Annotated in this window: 16 protein-coding genes; 8 read left to right on the top strand and 8 right to left on the bottom strand. The window is 52.9% G+C overall.

What is annotated here, in order from left to right:
• The 5 genes from R3I13_RS24290 to R3I13_RS24310 form a co-directional block, all read right to left on the bottom strand.
• Entirely contained in the window at positions 1-1,089 is a 1,089-nt protein-coding gene (locus tag R3I13_RS24290) for an efflux RND transporter periplasmic adaptor subunit (RefSeq protein ID WP_346320585.1), read from the bottom strand.
• 11 nt (positions 1,090-1,100) lie between these two features.
• On the bottom strand, positions 1,101-2,363 hold the full coding sequence (locus R3I13_RS24295; protein WP_346320586.1) for a TolC family protein: 1,263 nt from the start codon (positions 2,361-2,363) through the stop codon (positions 1,101-1,103).
• Between the two features lie 160 nt (positions 2,364-2,523).
• Positions 2,524-3,894 (bottom strand): HAMP domain-containing sensor histidine kinase, encoded by a 1,371-nt coding sequence (locus tag R3I13_RS24300; protein WP_346320587.1) that lies wholly within the window; start codon positions 3,892-3,894, stop codon positions 2,524-2,526.
• 8 nt (positions 3,895-3,902) lie between these two features.
• Positions 3,903-4,592, bottom strand: coding sequence for a response regulator transcription factor (locus R3I13_RS24305; RefSeq protein WP_346320588.1), 690 nt, complete (start codon positions 4,590-4,592; stop codon positions 3,903-3,905).
• Positions 4,593-4,674: 82 nt separating this feature from the next.
• Positions 4,675-5,661, bottom strand: a complete 987-nt coding sequence (locus R3I13_RS24310) for a cation diffusion facilitator family transporter (protein ID WP_346320589.1) — start codon at positions 5,659-5,661, stop codon at positions 4,675-4,677.
• Between the two features lie 431 nt (positions 5,662-6,092).
• Here R3I13_RS24310 and R3I13_RS24315 point away from each other — a divergent pair, with 431 nt between their 5' ends.
• The 4 genes from R3I13_RS24315 to R3I13_RS24330 all read left to right on the top strand — a co-directional run bounded on the left by R3I13_RS24315 (position 6,093) and on the right by R3I13_RS24330 (position 12,239).
• Complete coding sequence (locus R3I13_RS24315; protein ID WP_346320590.1) at positions 6,093-9,203, top strand: SusC/RagA family TonB-linked outer membrane protein; 3,111 nt, start codon at positions 6,093-6,095, stop codon at positions 9,201-9,203.
• Between the two features lie 17 nt (positions 9,204-9,220).
• Positions 9,221-10,867: a SusD/RagB family nutrient-binding outer membrane lipoprotein gene (locus R3I13_RS24320; protein WP_346320591.1), complete on the top strand. Its 1,647-nt coding sequence runs from the start codon at positions 9,221-9,223 to the stop codon at positions 10,865-10,867.
• Positions 10,868-10,883: 16 nt separating this feature from the next.
• Positions 10,884-11,633, top strand: coding sequence for a DUF4397 domain-containing protein (locus R3I13_RS24325; RefSeq protein WP_346320592.1), 750 nt, complete (start codon positions 10,884-10,886; stop codon positions 11,631-11,633).
• A gap of 66 nt (positions 11,634-11,699) precedes the next feature.
• Positions 11,700-12,239 (top strand): hypothetical protein, encoded by a 540-nt coding sequence (locus R3I13_RS24330; protein ID WP_346320593.1) that lies wholly within the window; start codon positions 11,700-11,702, stop codon positions 12,237-12,239.
• Here the strand turns inward: R3I13_RS24330 and R3I13_RS24335 are convergent.
• Positions 12,236-12,643: a helix-turn-helix domain-containing protein gene (locus R3I13_RS24335; RefSeq protein WP_346320594.1), complete on the bottom strand. Its 408-nt coding sequence runs from the start codon at positions 12,641-12,643 to the stop codon at positions 12,236-12,238. The genes R3I13_RS24330 and R3I13_RS24335 overlap by 4 nt on opposite strands.
• Before the next feature lie 99 nt (positions 12,644-12,742).
• Between R3I13_RS24335 and R3I13_RS24340 the strand changes: the two genes are divergently transcribed.
• The gene (locus tag R3I13_RS24340; RefSeq protein ID WP_346320595.1) at positions 12,743-13,120 is read left to right on the top strand and encodes a nuclear transport factor 2 family protein; all 378 of its coding nucleotides are present in this window, start codon (positions 12,743-12,745) and stop codon (positions 13,118-13,120) included.
• A gap of 3 nt (positions 13,121-13,123) precedes the next feature.
• Positions 13,124-13,462 (top strand): TfoX/Sxy family protein, encoded by a 339-nt coding sequence (locus tag R3I13_RS24345; RefSeq protein ID WP_346320596.1) that lies wholly within the window; start codon positions 13,124-13,126, stop codon positions 13,460-13,462.
• A gap of 87 nt (positions 13,463-13,549) precedes the next feature.
• On the opposite strand, the gene infC is transcribed toward R3I13_RS24345, so the two are convergent.
• Both infC and thrS read right to left on the bottom strand, forming a co-directional pair.
• The gene (gene infC / locus R3I13_RS24350; protein WP_346320597.1) at positions 13,550-14,317 is read right to left on the bottom strand and encodes a translation initiation factor IF-3; all 768 of its coding nucleotides are present in this window, start codon (positions 14,315-14,317) and stop codon (positions 13,550-13,552) included.
• A gap of 107 nt (positions 14,318-14,424) precedes the next feature.
• On the bottom strand, positions 14,425-16,368 hold the full coding sequence (gene thrS / locus R3I13_RS24355; RefSeq protein ID WP_346320598.1) for a threonine--tRNA ligase: 1,944 nt from the start codon (positions 16,366-16,368) through the stop codon (positions 14,425-14,427).
• Between the two features lie 166 nt (positions 16,369-16,534).
• Between thrS and R3I13_RS24360 the strand changes: the two genes are divergently transcribed.
• Together R3I13_RS24360 and R3I13_RS24365 are read left to right on the top strand one after the other, a co-directional pair.
• Positions 16,535-17,866: a Fic family protein gene (locus R3I13_RS24360; protein WP_346320599.1), complete on the top strand. Its 1,332-nt coding sequence runs from the start codon at positions 16,535-16,537 to the stop codon at positions 17,864-17,866.
• 109 nt (positions 17,867-17,975) lie between these two features.
• Positions 17,976-18,389, top strand: coding sequence for an SRPBCC domain-containing protein (locus R3I13_RS24365; RefSeq protein WP_346320600.1), 414 nt, complete (start codon positions 17,976-17,978; stop codon positions 18,387-18,389).
• Positions 18,390-18,413: the final 24 nt, after the last annotated feature.

The raw sequence follows: 18,413 nt of genomic DNA on the forward strand, positions 1-18,413 counted from the left end.
TTAGTCGTTCAGCGCGTCGTATATCAATAACTGGTTGCGGGAAATGATCTTTTCGCCGGGCTGCAGCCCGCGGCTGATGTACGATGTTTCGTTCAGGGCCTTGGCTACTTTTATTTCCCGTGTGTCTACATTGAATTTGTCCCGGAACACCATCACGAAATTTTTCCCTTTGTCGAAAATGACGGCAGAGCTGGGAATGGCGGGCATTTCAGTGCCTTCGCTATACCGCAGCAATACGGAGGCAAACATCTCGGGCTTCAGCAGCATGCCTTCATTGTCCAGCCGGATGCGCACCTGCATGGTTTTCGTTTCCGGGTCCAGCACGTTGTAGACTTTGTCTATCCGTCCATGGAAAACCTTATCCGGGTAGCTGATGGTGGAAATATCCGCAGGATATCCTTCTTTCACGCGGGCGATGTCTGTCTCGAACACGTTGGCCATGATCCACACATCGTCCAGCTCGGAGATGGTGAACATATGCTGGCTGTTGTCTGCCCGCAGCTCCATGCCGTTGTTGATGTTCTTTTCTATCACGTAACCGCTGATAGGCGCCGTTACGATGGAAGTGGAACCGCTGCCTTTGCGGTAGATCAGCAGCAGCTCATTGAGCCGGGCGATCTCAGCCTGGGCTTTGTTCACTTCGCCTTCGGCATTCACGACGTCCTTTTCGGTGGAGAGCTGGCTTTTGTAGAGGTCCTGCGCTACTTTCAGCCCTTTTTCCGCCACGGCGAGGTCTGTACGCGCCTGTGCCAGCTGCTTGTCGTAATCGGCTATTTCGCCGCTCTGGATCACCGCCAGCACCTGCCCTTTTTTTACGTAATCGCCGAGCTGCACTTTGATGTCTTTCACGTAGCCGCTCACCAGCGGGTAGAGCTTGAGCACCTTGCTCATGTCCGGCGTTACTTTGCCGGAGAGGCGCAGCTCGTTTTCGACGGGTTTGATCACGGTGGTATCTATTTTTATTGAGGCCAGCATGGTATCGCTGAGCACGAAGGTGGCGGCTTCCGCGGCTTCCGCCTGCGTATGTTTGCAGCCCGACCAGGTGGCGAGCGCAGCGATAAGCGCAAGGGGAAGTGCAAATGTTCTCATTGTCAAAACGGTTAATTCACGGTGTTGAATAATTGCGTGCCGGTGGTGTAATTCAGCTCCTCGTAGGCCAGCACGCGGTCGTTCAGGAACTTATTGGTATGTTTTACGTGATCGCTGTAGCTGTTGAAGTAGTCGATGAACTGGAGCAGGGAAATATTGCCCTTGCGGAAGTTGGCGGCTACTTCGGCGATCAGCTGTTCGTATTCGGTGTTGAAGGATTTGAGATCGGGCCAGCCGGAGCCATTTTCCAGGAACCGGATCTTTTCCAGGGCGTTAGCCACTTCTGCGCTTACGTTGAGGCGTTGCTGTTGAAAAAGTGCGTCCTGTGCTTTCATTTCGCCGGCGGCCGCTTTGATATTGCCTTTGTTGCGGTTCCAGAGCGGGAGGTCTATGCCCAGGGTGAGCCCGACGAAATTAGCGGCGTAGCTGCCGTTTTTGTCGTAAGTAGCGCCCAGGTGCAGGTCTGGTACTGCCAGGGCTTTTTGCAGCTTGTAGTTCACACGGGCCATTTGCAGCTGGTTGCCCGCCAGTGCAAGGTCCGGCCGGTTAGCCAGGGCGGTGTCGGTGAGCGACTGCAGCGTGTATGACCCTATTGTATATTGCTGCAGCACATCACCACCCACCACTGGTGTAACCGGGAGCGGACTTCCCAACAAGGTTTGCAGGTTCAGCGAAGCAGCGAGCTCCTGCTGCCGCAGATCGGTATAATCATTTGAAATGCCTACCTGCAGGGCCTGCAGGCGGATCACGTCAGCATGCGCCACACTGCCTTTGCTGTCTGCTTCGCGGTATGCGTCTAATATTTTCTGGAGATTGCCCAGCTGTTCGCGGAGTGTTTTTTCGGTTTCTTTCAGGAAGTATAATTGGTAGTAGCTGCTGCGCAGCTGCAGGCGCAGGGTGCGCATCAGTTCATTAAAGGCGGCGGCGGACGAGGCTGCATTCCATTGTGCCAGTTGTACCTGTTTGTTCCTTTTGCCTGCCAGTAAGATCAGCTGGTCTATATTGCCTTCAAACTGTCCGCCGCTGCCTATATTGAAGGGCTGCACCTTGTTGAGGGTGCCGAAGCCCAGGGTGGTCGAAAAAGAGGGATTGTTCCATTTACGGGCCTGCTCTACCAGCGCTTCATCCGCATCCACATGGTAGCGCTGCGCCAGCAGCAGCAGGTTGTTTTGCAGGAATTGTTTTTCCGCTTCCGGGAGCGTAAGCGGCTGTGCATCCTGTGCCAGTGCTTTTGTTGATAGAAGAACGAATAATATGAGCCGGAGCTGTTTCATTTGAATACAAAGCTCCAAACCGGGAATTAAAGGGGGCTTTAAGGCGGCTTAAAAAAGGATTAAAATAAGAGGTGTCATCATTGCGGGAAGCAGAGCGCAAGTGCGTGGCCGCGCGCCCGTTTTGGCTATGCTGTTCCTCGTAATGACGGGGTTTGTCGCCCTACACGTGCAGCAACTGCACAGTAAAGGTAGAACCTTCGCCAGGTATGGAAAACAAACTCAGCCGCCCTTCATGCAGCTCCACGATCTTTTTGCAGATAGACAGCCCCAGCCCGTGCCCTCTCACTGTTTGACCGTTGCTGCCGCGAAAGAAAGGCTCAAACACGCGGCCCTGCTCATCCGCCGGTATGCCCATCCCCTGGTCTTTTACATGCACGATGATATACTTGTCGTTGAAGTCGATCGTAACCCAGGCAGACTGGTCTGCGGAGAATTTGCAGGCATTGTCCAGCAGGTTGAGGAAAAGCACTTTCAGCAGCGTTTCGTTGCCGTTGCTGGTGAGATAGGTTTCCAGCTCGGGCTCGCGCAGGAACTGTATCTCCACTTTCCCGTTAGGTTTTCTTTTTTCGCGTACCTGCTCGCTGGTTTCCCAAAGCAATTCGTCTACCCGCACGGGCGTGAATACAAATTCCTGCCGGTTCAGCTCCGATTGCGCGAGCTGCAGCAAACCGTTAGACAGGTCGGATAAACTTTGCGCGTCTTCCAGTACGGAATGCAGCACCACTGCATATTCCGCTCCCGTCCGGTCTTTGGCAAGCGCCACCTGCAGCTGGCTGATAATGGCCGCCAGCGGGGTTCTCAGCTCGTGGGAGGCATTGCTCACGAAGCTCTTCTGCAGGTCGAAACTATGGCTGAGCCGCTGCAGCATGGTATTGAAGTTGGCGCCCAGCTGGGCTATTTCGTCCTTGCCTTTTACGTCCACCTTTACGTCCTGCAGGTTGTTGGCATTGATGGAATCTACCTGCTGCACGAGGCTGTCTATCGGCTGCACCATCTTTTTCGCGAAGAAGTACCCCACTCCCACCAGCAGCACCACGGCCACGAGCAGTTCTATCACGAGGATGCGGCTGAGGTTCTGCAGGTTCTGGAAACCGTATTTGTCGAAGGAAGACACGATCACGAGTACGGATACATTGTCTTCCGTATAATAAATACCGGCCGTTTCGCCGTTGCTGTCGTTGTGTATGTAATACTTATGCTCTTTGATGTAATCCAGCAGGTGCTTGGGCGTGCGCACCGCGGTGTCGCGCATATTGGTGTAGAGCAGGTCGTAGCGCTCGTTGTATACGAGGATGGTTTCGCGGTAAAGGTCCTGGAAAGTGGTCTTATCAAGCTTGCGCAGCAGGTTGATCTGCACATGATCGTTCTCGATGATCACGCTGCCAATGGAGCGGGCGCGGTATTCCAGCCGGTCCTGGTACTCTGCGCGCCTGCTTTCCGAAGAAAAGTAGTAGGCCAGCACGGCGAATGCGATCAGCAGCACTGCGGCAGACAGCGTATAATAGACGGCTATTTTGTACTTGATATTCAAACCGGGCGCTATTGGTCTTCCGAAATATAATACCCCATCCCTGTTTTGGTATGGAGCAGCTTCAGTTCAAAGTCCTTGTCTATTTTTTTGCGGAGGAAGTTCATATATACCTCTATCACGTTGGTGCCTGTATCAAAATCGATATTCCAGACCTTTTCCGCGATGGTGAGCTTGGAGATCACTTTTCCTTTGTGCAGGGCGAGCAGCTCCAGTAGCTGGAATTCCTTGGCGGTAAGGGGTATCTTTTTCCCGGCGCGGCTCACTTCTTTCCGCTCCCGGTCTATCTCCAGGTCCGCGATCATGAGCTTGTAGCGTTGCGCGGCGGAAACGTCGGCCCCGGCGCGCTTGAGGAATACGCGGATGCGGGCCAGCAGTTCCCGGAAATCGAAGGGTTTCACCAGGTAATCGTCCGCCCCCAGTTCAAAGGCCTGCATTTTGTCGTCCATGCCGCCGAGGGCGGTGAGCATGATAACGGGCACTTTGTTGTTGCGGCGGCGGATCACTTCGCAGATCTCGTAGCCGTTGTGGTGGGGCAGGTTAAGGTCGAGTATCACCAGGTCGTAGTCCTGGCTGGCTGCCAGGCCTTTGCCGATGCGGCCGTCGTAGGCCACGTCTACCTCGAAGCCATTTTCTTCCAGCCCCATTTTCACGGCGTTGGCCACTTTTACTTCATCTTCCACGATCAGGATCCTTTGCATAATCTGCTAATCTAGGAAAAAATGAAATAACCGGGGAAAGGGAGTAACGGTTAAGGGAGACTTGTTTGTCTTATAAACGGCGTCATGCGGTATGCCTGCGGTTGGGCAGCACGTTTTCCCGCGTCCATTCGATGGTGTGGCTGAAAGGGTGCTGGCGTACCGGGCATTCTTCCAGGGTGCAATGGGGGCAGCTGCTGGGAATGCAGGGGTCCACATGGATGAAGAATTCCACTTCATGACCCTCCAGTTCTTTATTTACAAGCTCTTCCATGGCCTTGACCTCCTCATGCACAAGGGTCAGCTCCAGGTAATACGGCAGGGTTACGTGGCAATCTATATGATAATTGTTGCCATACTGCTGCACGCGCATATTGTGCACGTCTATCCAGTTGGGATGTTCGCGGCGGTGCCGGTTCAGGATGCCGATCACCTGGTCCACCACTTTCATATCCGTTTCATCCATGAGCCCTGAGATAGACTGCCGCATGAGCTGGTAGCCTTTGCGGAGGATGAGGATGGCCATGGCTACGGATACGGCGGGGTCCAGCCAGCGGAGGCCGGTATAGTGGATGATGAACAAGGCGATGATGAGGGCCACGGAGCTGTAGGCGTCTGTAAGGATATGCTGGCCGTTGCCGTTGAGGGTGATGGAATTGAGCTTCCGGCCGCTCCGTACCAGGTACAGCCCCAGCAGGAAGTTGGCCACTGAAGTGCCGGTAATGAGCCAGATGCCCTGGTCTATCTTTTCCAGCGCCGGCTGTAAAATGAAATACTGGCCGGCCTTAAAAAGGATCAGAATGCCCGCGATAAAGATCATGGCGCCTTCGAAGCCGATGGAAAAGAATTCCACCTTGCCGTGGCCATAGGGATGGTTCTCGTCTTTCGGTTTGCCGGTCAGGTAAATGCTGTAACAGGCAAAGCCGCCCGCCACTACGTTGATGATGGATTCAAGCGCATCGGAAAGAATGGCTACGGAATGCGTGAAAAAGTAAGCCACAAACTTGGCAACCGTCAACAGCAGGCTGATTCCCAGGGAAAGCAGGATGATCCGCAGTTCTTTTCTTATCAAGTTTAGATTTGTTGGTAACAGGAGCAAAGAAACGGTAAAATGTGTTGCGATACCAGTTGCGCCGGGTTTTTTATTCGGTTAAAATTGATTAAATTAGTTTACGCATTGATCCGGCGCCCCTTTTACATTGTTTCAGTTTTGATCAAAATCTAAACCGTTCCAGGAAAGAACCGCTATCCGAAAAGACATGGATCACTGACAGCATTTAAAATTCAGCTATACCGGGTCAAACAAGTAATCGAAATCTAATTGTCAACAGGCAGTAATCGAAAATCTAAATTCAAGCGTAGCAATCAAATCCAGACATGGCGCTCCCGTGAATTAAATCATTGCTCAGGGCATATCCCGGCAACAGGCCGCGTTGTATGCCTTGCATCCGTTTTTTTAGTAACAGGCATCGCTTTTATTCCATCACCAAAATCTCGTTCTTTATGATGAGAAGTCTATTCCTCTTCCTATTATTACTGGGGATCATTCCTGCCGTACAGGCACAGAACATGGTGCGTGGCACCGTAACGGCTGCTGAAGACAGGCAGCCCCTGCCCGGGGTAACGGTGCGCATACAGGGCACCAGTACCGGCGTGGCCACCGACGCCAACGGAAACTATGGTATTGCGGCCAATCCCGGCCAGGTACTGGTATTCAGCTACATCGGCTATGTGCCCCGCAACATTACCGTGGGCAGCAGCAACACGATCCATGTGGAGCTGAGCGTGGACAGGAAGAACCTGCAGGAGTTCGTGAAAACGGCTTACAACATTTCCAAGGATCCCCGCTCCCTTGCCTCTTCCGTACAAAAGGTAGATGGCGCTGACGTGGCGCAGACGCAACGCGAAAACTTTATCAACGGCCTTGCGGGCCGCATTGCGGGCGCTACCGTTACCGGCACTTCCGGTGCGCCCGGGTCGTCTTCGCAGATCATACTCCGCGGGGCTACCTCCATTGGCGGCAACAACCAGCCGCTGTTCGTGGTAGATGGTGTGCCGTTCGACAACCAGACGCTGAACCAGGAAGCCCTCATCAGCGGCCAGAGCGTATCCTTTGCCAACCGCAACTCAGACTACGGCAACCGCGCCATGGACCTGAATCCAGAAGACATTGAAAATATCACTGTGCTGAAAGGCCCCGAAGCGGCAGCGCTCTACGGGTCAGACGGGGCTTCCGGCGCCATCCTCATCACCACCCGCAGGGGGCGCGCAGGCAGAGCGGCCGTTACCTACGACAATAACTTCCGTATAGAAGACGTATACATGTTCCCGGAAGTGCAAACCACCTACAGCCGCGGGCTGAACGGGGTTGCCGATCCCAACGCCACCGTGAATCCCTTTTCATTCGGGCAGATGAGCGCTTTCTTCGGGCCAAAATATGACCTCGATACTGTCACCTTCTACGACAACTTCGATGCATTTTTCCAGAAAGGCTTCCAGCAAAGGCACAGCCTCACCGTGGATGGCGGCAACGAGAAATACACATTCCGGCTTTCTTCCAGCTACCTGGACCAGAAAGGCGTAGTGCCTAATACCTCCTTCAACCGCGGTACCGTGCGGCTTTCCGGCTCCGCTAAGGTAAGCCCGCTGTTTGATATGAATGCTTCTTTTACCTATACCAACTCCACCACAGATAAAGGTTCCAAAGGCGCGGGCAGCTACTTCCTGACGCTGCTTACCTGGCCTGTGGACGAAGATGTACGGGACTACATGAACCCGGACGGCAGCCGCAAGACCTTGCGAGGCGTGGCTTACAACACCGAGTTCGACAACCCCTTTTGGGACGTGAATAAAAACCTTTCCAACGACCATACCGAGCGTTTTACCGGCAACGTGCAGCTGAACCTCAACCCGGCAGACTGGCTCACCTTCAGCGGCATCGGCAGCGCGGATATTTACACGACAGACGGTTACTTCATGACACACCCGCAATCCCGTTACGGTTTTGCCAGCAACGGCTTCCTTTCCGGGCAGGACATCATGACGCGCAACTTCTCCGGCATCCTGCGCGGCACTGCGAATAAGACTTTCGGGAAATTCGGCAACATCCTCACCGTTGGTTTTGCGTTCGACGATTTCACCACGCAGATAGATGCCTACAAAGGCGAACGTTTCTACGAGCCTGAGTTCATCTCCATCAACAACACCGAACCGCTGAGCCGTGATGCGAAGCTTACTTACAGCAACATCCGCAAAACACGTCTCTTCGGCAACTATGAGGTAAGCTGGAACCGTCTGTTATACTTATCCCTGGCAGGTTCCCGGGAGGGCAACTCTACTTTCATGAGCCGCTTCGTAGATAAAGATCCCTTCTTCAACTATGGGGCCGCGGGCCTGAGCTTCGTGTTCTCCGACCTGCTGAAGGACTGGAAATGGCTCAGCTACGGGAAGGCGCGCATCTCCTACGCCACCACCGGTAAAGGACCAGCCACGCCTTACGTAATCGACTATACGATGCAGTCGCAGATCACCACTGGCGGTGGTTACGCTTTCGGTTTTACCGGCAACAACCAGGGGCTGGTGCCTGAGAAAACAAAGAACTTCGAGTTCGGCGCCGAATTGAAGTTCTTCGAGAACAGGCTGGGGATCGACATTACAAGGTATTCCCTGCGCAGCAGCAACCAGATACTTTCCGCCCGTGCCAGCTACGGTACCGGTTATGTAATCAAATACCTGAACGGCGGCCTGGTGGAAAATCGTGGAATTGAGATACAGCTTTCCGGCGATCCCATACAAACCAGCAAATTCCGCTGGCACGTGCTGGCCAACTTCGACCGCAACAGGGGCCAGATACTGGAGATGCCGGCCGGCCTGCCCACTTATTATGATTCAGACACCTGGGTGTTCGGCAACCTGCGCTCGCAGGCATACAAAGGTGCGTTCACCGGCAACCTTAGCGGTTACAGCCTGCGCCGCAACAGCCAGGGCAAGTTGCTCATTAATCCATCATCGGGCCTGCCTGTTTCTTCCGGCGATTTCGTGATCGTGGGCGACCGCCAGCCTGATTTCAAAGTGGGGCTTATCAACGAATTCACGTACAAAGACTGGAGCCTGAGCTTCAACCTGGACTTCCGCCGTGGCGGCGACGTTTTCAACGGCAACGAATATTACCTCTACCTTGCCGGCCTCAGCAAACGCACGTTGAACAGGGAGCAGCAGTTTGTGATAGAAGGCGTATTGGCAGACGGACTGGAAGAAACTTCCAAACCCACGCCCAACAATATCGCGATCAACCCCTATTACAGGACCGATTACTGGGGCTCCACCGTGGCCACAGAAGCGGATTTCATTGAGTCTGTAGACTGGATGCGCCTGCGTGACGTAACACTGATGTACCGCCTGCCGCGCACCCTGCTGGCAAGGCAGAAGCTGATCACCAACGCATCCGTGTTCATGACTGGAACAGACCTGTTCATTATCACCAACTACACCGGGGCCGATCCCGCAGTGAACGCCAATACTGCCGCCAACCGCGGCTACGGCGGGGCCGGCATCGACTTCGGTTCATTGTCTACGCCCAGGGGTATCAACTTCGGTATCAAAGTGCAGTTCTAAGACCTAAAAACTAAACCATGAAAAGGATATTCATCATACTATACTTATTGCTGGTAACCCTTGCCGGCTGTAAAAAGTGGCTGGACGTAAACAGCGACCCGGATACCCCCCAGAACCCGGATCCCGCTTCTGTATTCCCGACCCAGCTGGCCGGTATCCCACGCGGCATTCAATACGACGCAAGGTATGTTGGCCGCTATGTTCAGAACTGGCTGACGTCATCCAGCACGCTCTCGGCGGATGTGAACTGGGACAGGATGGGCTATACCGGCGGCAGCGATGCCAACGGCGACGTTTGGCGGCAGACCTATTTCGGGTTGGGCCAGAACCTTCGTTATATTATCAACGTAGGCCGTGAAAAAGGCCAGTGGGATTACGTGGGCGCAGCTTATGCATTGCAGGCCTTTATGTTCCAGAGCTGCACCGATCATCATGGAGAGATCATCTTCACCGAAGCATTTAAAGAGAACACCGCTTTGTTCAAATTCGACGGGCAGGATACGGTGTACAACGGCGTGCGCGTATGGTGCGATTCAGCGCTGTTCTACCTGAACCGGACAGACCTCAACCCTTCCAATAAACCACTGAGCCGCGGTGACTACTCTTTAGGCGGCGACCGGCAGAAATGGATCAAATTCGTGTATGGCATATTGGCCAGGAATTACAACCATCTTTCCAACAAAGCCATTTACGACCCGGCGAAAGTGATCGAATTCTGTAATCAATCTCTGTCTGACGTTTCAGACGACTTCCTGGTGCCCCATGATGCCAGCAAGAATGACGACAGTAATTTCTTCGGCCCTTACAGGAACAACCTCACCAATTACAGGCAAAGCAACTTTATTGTGCAGCTGCTTGACGGTACTATCCTGGCCGGGGACACCAGTATATACGAAAACCGCGACCCGCGCATCAGCCACATGCTGTCTGCCGGCCAGGATACCACGAATGGCAACGGCGGCTACCGCGGCGTAGATCCCGGCATGGGCGACCCTAATGGTACCGGCGCGGCCAACGCCCGTAAAAGAGCGGCCAACCTTTGGGGCGACAGCTTATATCAAAATCCCAGCGCATCCGTATTTACGCCCAATGCAGGTAAGTTCCTTTTCAAGGACAAAGCCGTATCGCCGGTTATGACCTACGCCGAGATACAGTTCATCAAAGCCGAAGCCGCTTACCGCATGGGCGACAATGCTACTGCATTGGATGCATACACGAAAGGCATCAACGCTCATTTCGATTTCATCAACAGGTCTAACCTTCCCCGCAACAACAACGTGCTGTACAACGGGCAGCCCATTTCAAACACTGCGCGGGCCATTTACCTGAATTCCCCTAATGTGAAACGCACAGAAGCGGACCTTACGCTGGCAGACATCATGCTGCAGAAATACATTGCCTTATGGGGCTGGGGCTTCACTGAAACATGGGTGGACCTGCGCAGGTTCTATTACGGCGCCATTCCCGATCCGCGCAACGGCCAGGTGGTTTACAAAGGCTTTGTGCCGCCCGCTCCCTTATCGTCCCAAAACAATGGCCTGCTGGTATCCAGGGCACGGCCCAGGTACAATTCCGAGTACGTATGGAACCTGGAAGAGCTGGCCCGTATTGGCGCACTGGAAGGAAACTATCATACCAAACCTGTGTGGTTTATGCTCCCTTAATTAAACCTGTCTATTTATGAAAGCATTATATATCATCGGAATAGTGGCAGCCACAAGCATTTTGGCGGCCTGTAAGAAGAATGAGTTCAACATCACCGCGCGCACGTATGTGGACAACATGGTGAGGTTGAAAGTGGGCATCTTCACGCCCAGTATTACCAACCAGGGTGTACAAATAAAAGTGAACGGCCAGCGCATGAGCGGCATCGTAAGCTACGCCACTCCTTTCCCCGGCGGCGGGCTTAACACAGGCGGTTCCAACAACAGCGATTACCTGAATATCCCGCAAGGCGAAACCAATGTGGATGTAAGTGTGCCAAAAGCAGGCACAGACGTGGATTCTGTGGCTGTATTCAGTTTTTCCCAATCGTTGCAGGCCAATAAGCGGTACACCTTGTTCATTACGGATTCTGTACCTAATGCCACCGGCGTAATGGTAGAAGATGATACTACTCCGCCGGACAGCCTTTCGCGCGTCAAATTCCTGAACCTTATGCCGAATGTACCGGCTGTCGATTTTTACCAGGGCACTACCCTGGTTGCGGCGAACGTTGCTTACAAAACGGTAACGCCTTATGTGAACATCAGCAACGGCACCTTCCAGTATTATATCCGCGAAGCCGGCAGCGGGCCTAACGGCGCGGTGCTCTCCGGCCCCCGTTCCATCGCAACAGGCAACCAGCGTATCTATACGTTCTTTGCCCGCGGTTACAAAGGCGGAAAAGGCACGCTGGTGCCGCATGTTTCCGCGCTCATCGTACAGTGATCTTTCCAGTGCGGTTTAATAACCAAAGAGCGGTCCATTGTGGCCGCTCTTTTTTATCTTAGCACTATGGAACTGCGTGATGAAATACTTCGTGAAAATTCGAAGGAACACACTGAAGCCCTTGCAGCCTGGGTGGGCGGCAATCCCAAACGCCTGGCGCAACTAGTGGACCTTTTCCTGCACGACGAATACCGCGTAGTGCAGCGCGCCGCCTGGATACTGAGCTATGTAGGCGATAAACATCCCCGGTTGATGGCGCCGCACCTGGCCGCTATGGTGGACCGCATGGGGCACCCCGGCATACCCGTGGCGGTAAAGCGCAACGTGGTGCGCATCCTGCGCGATATGCCCGTCCCGGAAGACCTGCAGGGGCCAGTGATGAACTTTTGTTTCCAGTTCCTGGAAGATCCCAAAGAGACGGTGGCCGTGAAAGCTTTTTCCATGACCATTCTCGGCCGCCTGGCCAAAATATACCCGGATATCCGGAACGAGATCGTAATGCTGATAGAAGACCATCTGCGCGAAGGAGCCACACCCGGCATCCGCAGCCGCGGGATGAAAACGCTGAAGGAGCTGGCCGCGCTGAAAAACGGGAAAGTAACTTAACGGAATTGTTCCTTCAATTTCCGGTAATATTCCTTCACCACTGCCGCTTTATCTTTTTTGATCTTTTTCCCCAGTTCCCTGCGCGGGCAGTTGGCGTTGTATTTGGCGCCCCAATCCATGATCTCGATCACGATCGGCAGCAGGTCTATCCCTTTGGGCGTAAGGCTGTAAATGAACTTGGACCGGTTGGCCGGGGATACCTGTTTGAGCAGGATGCCTTCCGCTTCCAGTACGCTCAGCCTGTTGGCCAGGATATTCGTGGCTATCCTTTCTTCAGACTCCAGGAATTCGCTGTAAGAGGCCTTCCCACGGAGCATCACATCCCTGATGATCAGCAGCGACCATTTATCCCCAAAAACGTCGAGCGAACAGCTGATAGGGCAATCTGACCTGGTTTTTTCCATACGGTTGTTTTTGAAAAGTACTTGCAATTTGAAATAACTTATTAACTTAGTACTTGCAAATTGCAATAACAAAGATAACTAATCTTAAAAACCTTGAAAATGGCAAACACAACAAAACAACTGCTTGACATTTACTACGAAGGTTTCGTCCGCAAGGAAGGATGGGAATCCGTGATTGCAGATGACTTTACCTTTATCGGCGGCGATATGACCCAAAACGTGCCCCTGGCGGGAAAGGCAGCTTACATCGAGGTCATTAAAAGATTCTCGCGCGCGTTCCGGCGTATGCATGTGAAAGAAATGATCGTTGAGGGTGAAAATGCCTGCGTGATCGGTAACTACGACTTCACCTTTCCTAACGGCGCAAACATCAACGGCGATGTGGCGGAGATCTGGAAGGCCCGGAACGGGAAGCTGGCTTCGCTGTCGATATGGTTCGATACGCTTACATTCGATAAGAACACACCGAAACCATGACCCATGGCCTACAATGAAAAATTAGCGGGAAGGATACGGCAGGCGCTGGCGCATTTACCACGGGTGGAAGAAAAAAAGATGTTCGGCGGCATCGCCTTTATGGTAAACGGCAAAATGTGCCTCAACGCAGGCGAAGGCAGGATGATGTGCCGTATAGACCCTGCTTTGCACGAAGAAGCTAAAGGCCGGGGAGGCAGCACAGTGATCATGGGCGGCCGGGAATACAAAGGATACGTGCACGTCGGAGAGGACATCATCCGGCCGGCGGCGGCCTTCAATTACTGGGTGGCACTGGCCCTTGATTTCAACGGGAAAGCACGGTCTTCCCGCGAAAAGCGGTAGCGGAAGAGCGCTCATATGAACGCATAAAAAAGCCCGGGTAACCACCCGGGCTTTTATTGAAATCTATTTCGAAATAACACTTAAAACTTAGTTGCCGCCGTTGTCTGCCGGTTTATCGTCCGGGGCGGGTGTTTTAGGCGCGGGCGGCTTCGCGTATTTTATCTCGATAGGCCTGCGCACGGGAGCTGCCTGGGGCTGCTCTTCGCGGGGCTGTTGCGGACGTGGAGCCTGCGGTTCGCCGGTGTTTTCCCTTGGTTCCTTGGGAGCGCCGGCCGGCTTTTTCTTCGCGGATTTGGGTGCGAAGATGGCGATCATACGTTTACCTTCCATGAGCGGCATCCCTTCCAGGGCGCCTACTTCCGCAAGGCGTTCGGCGAATTTCAGCAGGATGAGCTCACCACGTTCCTTGAACATGATGGCGCGGCCTTTGAACTGCACGTATGTTTTTACTTTATTGCCTTCTTTGAGGAATTTTTCGGCGTGTTTGGCTTTGAAATCAAAGTCGTGATCGTCTGTATTAGGCGTAAAACGGATCTCTTTCACCTCGCTCTTATGAGCGTTGGCCTTCATTTCCTTTTCCTTCTTCTTCTTCTCGTAAAGGAATTTATTATAGTCGATGATGCGGCAAACGGGAGGGGCTGCGTTGGGGGAGATCTCCACCAGGTCGAGCGCCTGGTCTTCAGCCATGCGCAACGCTTCATCGGTCCTGTAAATGCCCGGTTCCACGTTGTCGCCCACCAGCCTCACTTCGGGTACACGGATCATACGGTTGGTACGATGCTCCTGCTGTTGTTCTCTTCTGAAATTGGGGTTTCTGCCCCGGTTGTTAAAATTTGGTCTTGGTCCTTGTTGCATTAAAATGTTGAATTGTTAGATAAAAATAATGGCGCTGACGGTGGACTTTAAATTTTAAACCGGCAAGCCATTGCAATGGTTAAAATTGTTTTATAAAAACAAACGGATCATTCAAAAGGTTTGCGATTGATCACTTCCTCACCTACTATCCTGCTGAACTCTTCGATGCTCATCGCGCCCAGGTCCCCTTTTGCCTGCCTGCGCACGGACACCTTTCCTTCCGCTTCTTCTTTTTCACCTACCACCAGCATATAGGGTATTTTTGCTAATTCCGCTTCTCGTATCTTCTTGCCGATCTTTTCGTTCCTGTCATCAATTTCAGCGCGAATTTCCGCTTTTTTTAGCAATTCTGCTACTTTTTCTGTATAGGGCAGGAACTTGTCGCTGATGGGCAGGATTTTCACCTGTGTGGGTGTGAGCCACAGGGGGAATTTCCCGGCGCAATGCTCTATCAGTACGGCAATAAACCGCTCCATGCTGCCAAAAGGCGCGCGGTGGATCATCACCGGGCGGTGCGGCTTGTTGTCTGCCCCGATATATTCCAGCTCAAAGCGCTCCGGCAGGTTGTAATCCACCTGGATGGTGCCCAGCTGCCATTTGCGGCCCAGGGCGTCTTTCACCATGAAATCCAGCTTGGGGCCGTAAAAAGCCGCTTCCCCGTATTCTATCACGGTTTTGAGCCCTTTTTCCGCAGCGGAATCGATGATCGCCTGTTCGGCTATTTTCCAGTTCTCTTCCGAACCGATGTATTTGCTGCGGTCTTCCTGGTCCCTCAGCGAGATCTGTGCCGTAAAATCGGTGAAACTCAGGCTGTTGAATACATACAGCACCAGGTCTATCACCTTTTCGAACTCTTCTTTCACCTGGTCGGGCCGGCAGAAAAGGTGCGCATCGTCCTGGGTAAAGCCGCGCACGCGGGTAAGGCCATGCAGCTCCCCGTGCTGCTCGTAGCGGTAAACGGTGCCAAACTCGGCAAAGCGTACCGGCAGGTCTTTATAGCTCTTGGGAGAGGTTTTATAGATCTCGCAGTGATGGGGGCAGTTCATGGGTTTAAGCATGAATTCCTCCCCTTCTTCCGGCGTATGGATGGGCTGAAAGCTGTCTTTACCGTATTTCTCGTAATGGCCGCTGGTCACATACAGCTGTTTGCTGCCGATGTGCGGTGTTACCACGGGCAGATACCCGCTCTCTATCTGCGCTTTCTGCAGGAAGTTCTGCAGGCGTTCGCGCAGCATGGCGCCTTTGGGCAGCCACAGCGGCAGGCCGAGGCCTACTTTCTCGGAGAAGGCAAACAGTTCCAGTTCCTTGCCCAGCTTGCGGTGGTCGCGCTTTTTGGCTTCCTCGATGAGGGCCAGATACTCGTCCAGTTCCTTTTGGGAAGGGAAAGTGATGCCATAGATGCGGGTGAGCATCTTGTTGTTCTCATTGCCCTGCCAGTATGCGCCGGCAATATTGGTCAGCTTCACGGCTTTTATGAAACCGGTGCTGGGGATGTGAGGCCCGCGGCAGAGGTCGGTGAAGTTGCCCTGGGTATAGAAGGTGATGGACCCGTCTTCCAGCTTCTGGAGCAGGTCTATCTTGTAAGGATCGCCTTTTTCGGTGAAATACTTGATGGCGTCGGCCTTGGACACGTCTTTGCGCACGTATACGCTGTTCAGTTTGGCCAGTTCGGCCATTTTGGCTTCCAGCTTGCGCAGTTCCTCATCGGAGATAGCACGGCCGTCAAGGTCCACATCATAGAAAAAACCGCCGTTCTCCAGCGGGGGGCCGTAGCCGAACTTCACTCCCGGGTACAGGGCTTCCAGCGCTTCCGCCATGAGGTGGGCGGAAGAGTGCCACATGGTGGCTTTTCCGTCTGCATCTGTCCAGGTAAGGAGCTGGAGGGTTGCATCGTGGGTGATGGGGCGGGTAGCGTCTATCACCTGTCCGTTTACTTTTGCCGCCAATACTTTTCGGGCGAGCCCTTCGCTGATGGATTTAGCAATGTCCAGTGCTGTAATACCTTGCTCGTACTGCCTGACTGCGCCATCCGGGAATGTAATGTTGATCATAAATCCTGTTCGTAAATAAAATGCATGCGAAATTACAAAATTGCTCTCACAATTGCCGGTATTTACGGATGGTGAAATAAGGTAATTTGACTGTGATGGGGCGGCGGTGGGTGGAAATCGTTTTTATTCCAAATATCTCCTAACTTTATAAAAATTAGGAGATATTATGAAAGTACCCGAACGGCCGCCATATACCGGCAGGATCAGCTCCCGCAGCGTGATGGACGAACTGGGCGGCAAAGCGCGGTTCCAGGACCTGCTGGACATCAATGAAAACAAATATCCCTACTTCGATAAATGGAAATACACAGCCAAAGACTGGGATATGGACGAAAAACGGCTTTGGGCCGCCGTCAAATCCATCCGCATCAGCAATAAAAGATTCCATTTCTCATCCCTGGAAGGTTTCAGCTTCCAGCTCGGCGCGCCTTCCGTGCTGCTGAATTATCTTCATGCCTTCGATCTCAGCCTGGGAGGCGCTTTCCAGGGGGAAAGCATTATTGCCGCCGAAGACAGGGAACGTTACCTCATCAGTTCCCTCATGGAAGAAGCCATTGCCTCCAGCCAGTTGGAGGGCTCCGTTACCACCCGCAAGGTGGCAAAGGAAATGCTCGAAACCAGCCGGAAACCGCGCAACACGTCTGAGCAGATGATCCTGAACAATTATGAAGCCATGAAGTGGATACTGGCGCATAAGGATGAAGCTGTAACCCCTGCCAATATCCGTACGCTGCACGCGCTCATCACCCGCCGCACGTTGCCCGAACGTTCTGCGGAAGGCGCTTTCCGGAAAGATGACGAAGTAAAAGTCGTAGATGCGCAAACGGGCCATACCATGTACTCCCCTCCCGCTCACGGCCAGCTGGAGCAGCTGATGGAAGACCTTTGCCGTTTTGCCAATGATGAAGAAAAACAATCCTTCTTTTTCCACCCCGTCCTGAAAGCTATTTTCCTGCATTTCATGCTGGGTTATATCCACCCTTTTGCAGACGGCAACGGCAGAACGGCCCGCACACTCTTTTACTGGTACCTGGTCAAAAAAGAATATTGGCTGATCGAATACATGCCGCTCTCCAGGATCCTGCTGAATTCTAAAGCACAATACGCCAAAGCCTATCTGCATACGGAACTGGACGACAACGACCTCACCTATTTCCTGCTATACAACCTCAAATCCATGGCCGCTGCGCTGGATGACCTGAAGAAATACCTGTACCGTAAAGCAGAAGAAAAAAAGCGGGCATTGGTACTGCTCCGGGAAAGCACTTTCAACGAACGGCAGGTGCTCATCGTACAAGAACTTATCCAGGACCAGGACATGTATTTTTCCGTGCAGCAGGTACAGAACCGGTATGGCGTAAGCAACCAGACAGCCCGTACGGACCTCGCAGGACTGGCAGACCAGGGATTGCTCGAAATGCGCACACGCGGGAAGAAGAACCTGTTTTTCCCGGTGAAGGATTTCCTGCTGAAGATCAAAAAAGATTTCAACCATTAACCCACTGTCCAAATCAGCCCGCTACAAAGTCTGTTCTACACCCCTTCAGAGTGCTGCCCGGGCGATAGTTTTGTATTGGAAAATCTACAAACACTTAAAATACCCAGCAATGGCAGCACAAGATATAGCAACGACCCTGCAGGTTGATAAAACGCCGGAAGCGGTATTCAGGGCCATCAACAATGTCAGTGAATGGTGGACGGCCATAGAAGGCCAGTCACAGGAAGTGGGCGATGTATTTACCGTTCGTTTCGGAAAGGTCTTCATTACGCACAAAGTCGCGGAATCCGTTCCCGGTAAAACAGTTGTCTGGCATGTTACAGACAGCAATGTCAGCGAATGGATAGATACCAGGATCAGGTTTGTGATCTCCGCTGAAAAAAATGGGGCGGCCATCCATTTCACGCACATCGGCATGGTGCCGGGACTGCCAGACTATGAGGACTGCGTGAAAGGCTGGAACAGGTTCCTGCACCAAAGTCTGTCCCAACTAATCACCACAGGCAAAGGCGTACCGGCTTAGCAATCAATTCCAATAAAAATCAGC

This window comes from Chitinophaga sp. YIM B06452, assembly GCF_039655965.1.
Taxonomy (GTDB): Bacteria; Bacteroidota; Bacteroidia; order Chitinophagales; family Chitinophagaceae; genus Chitinophaga.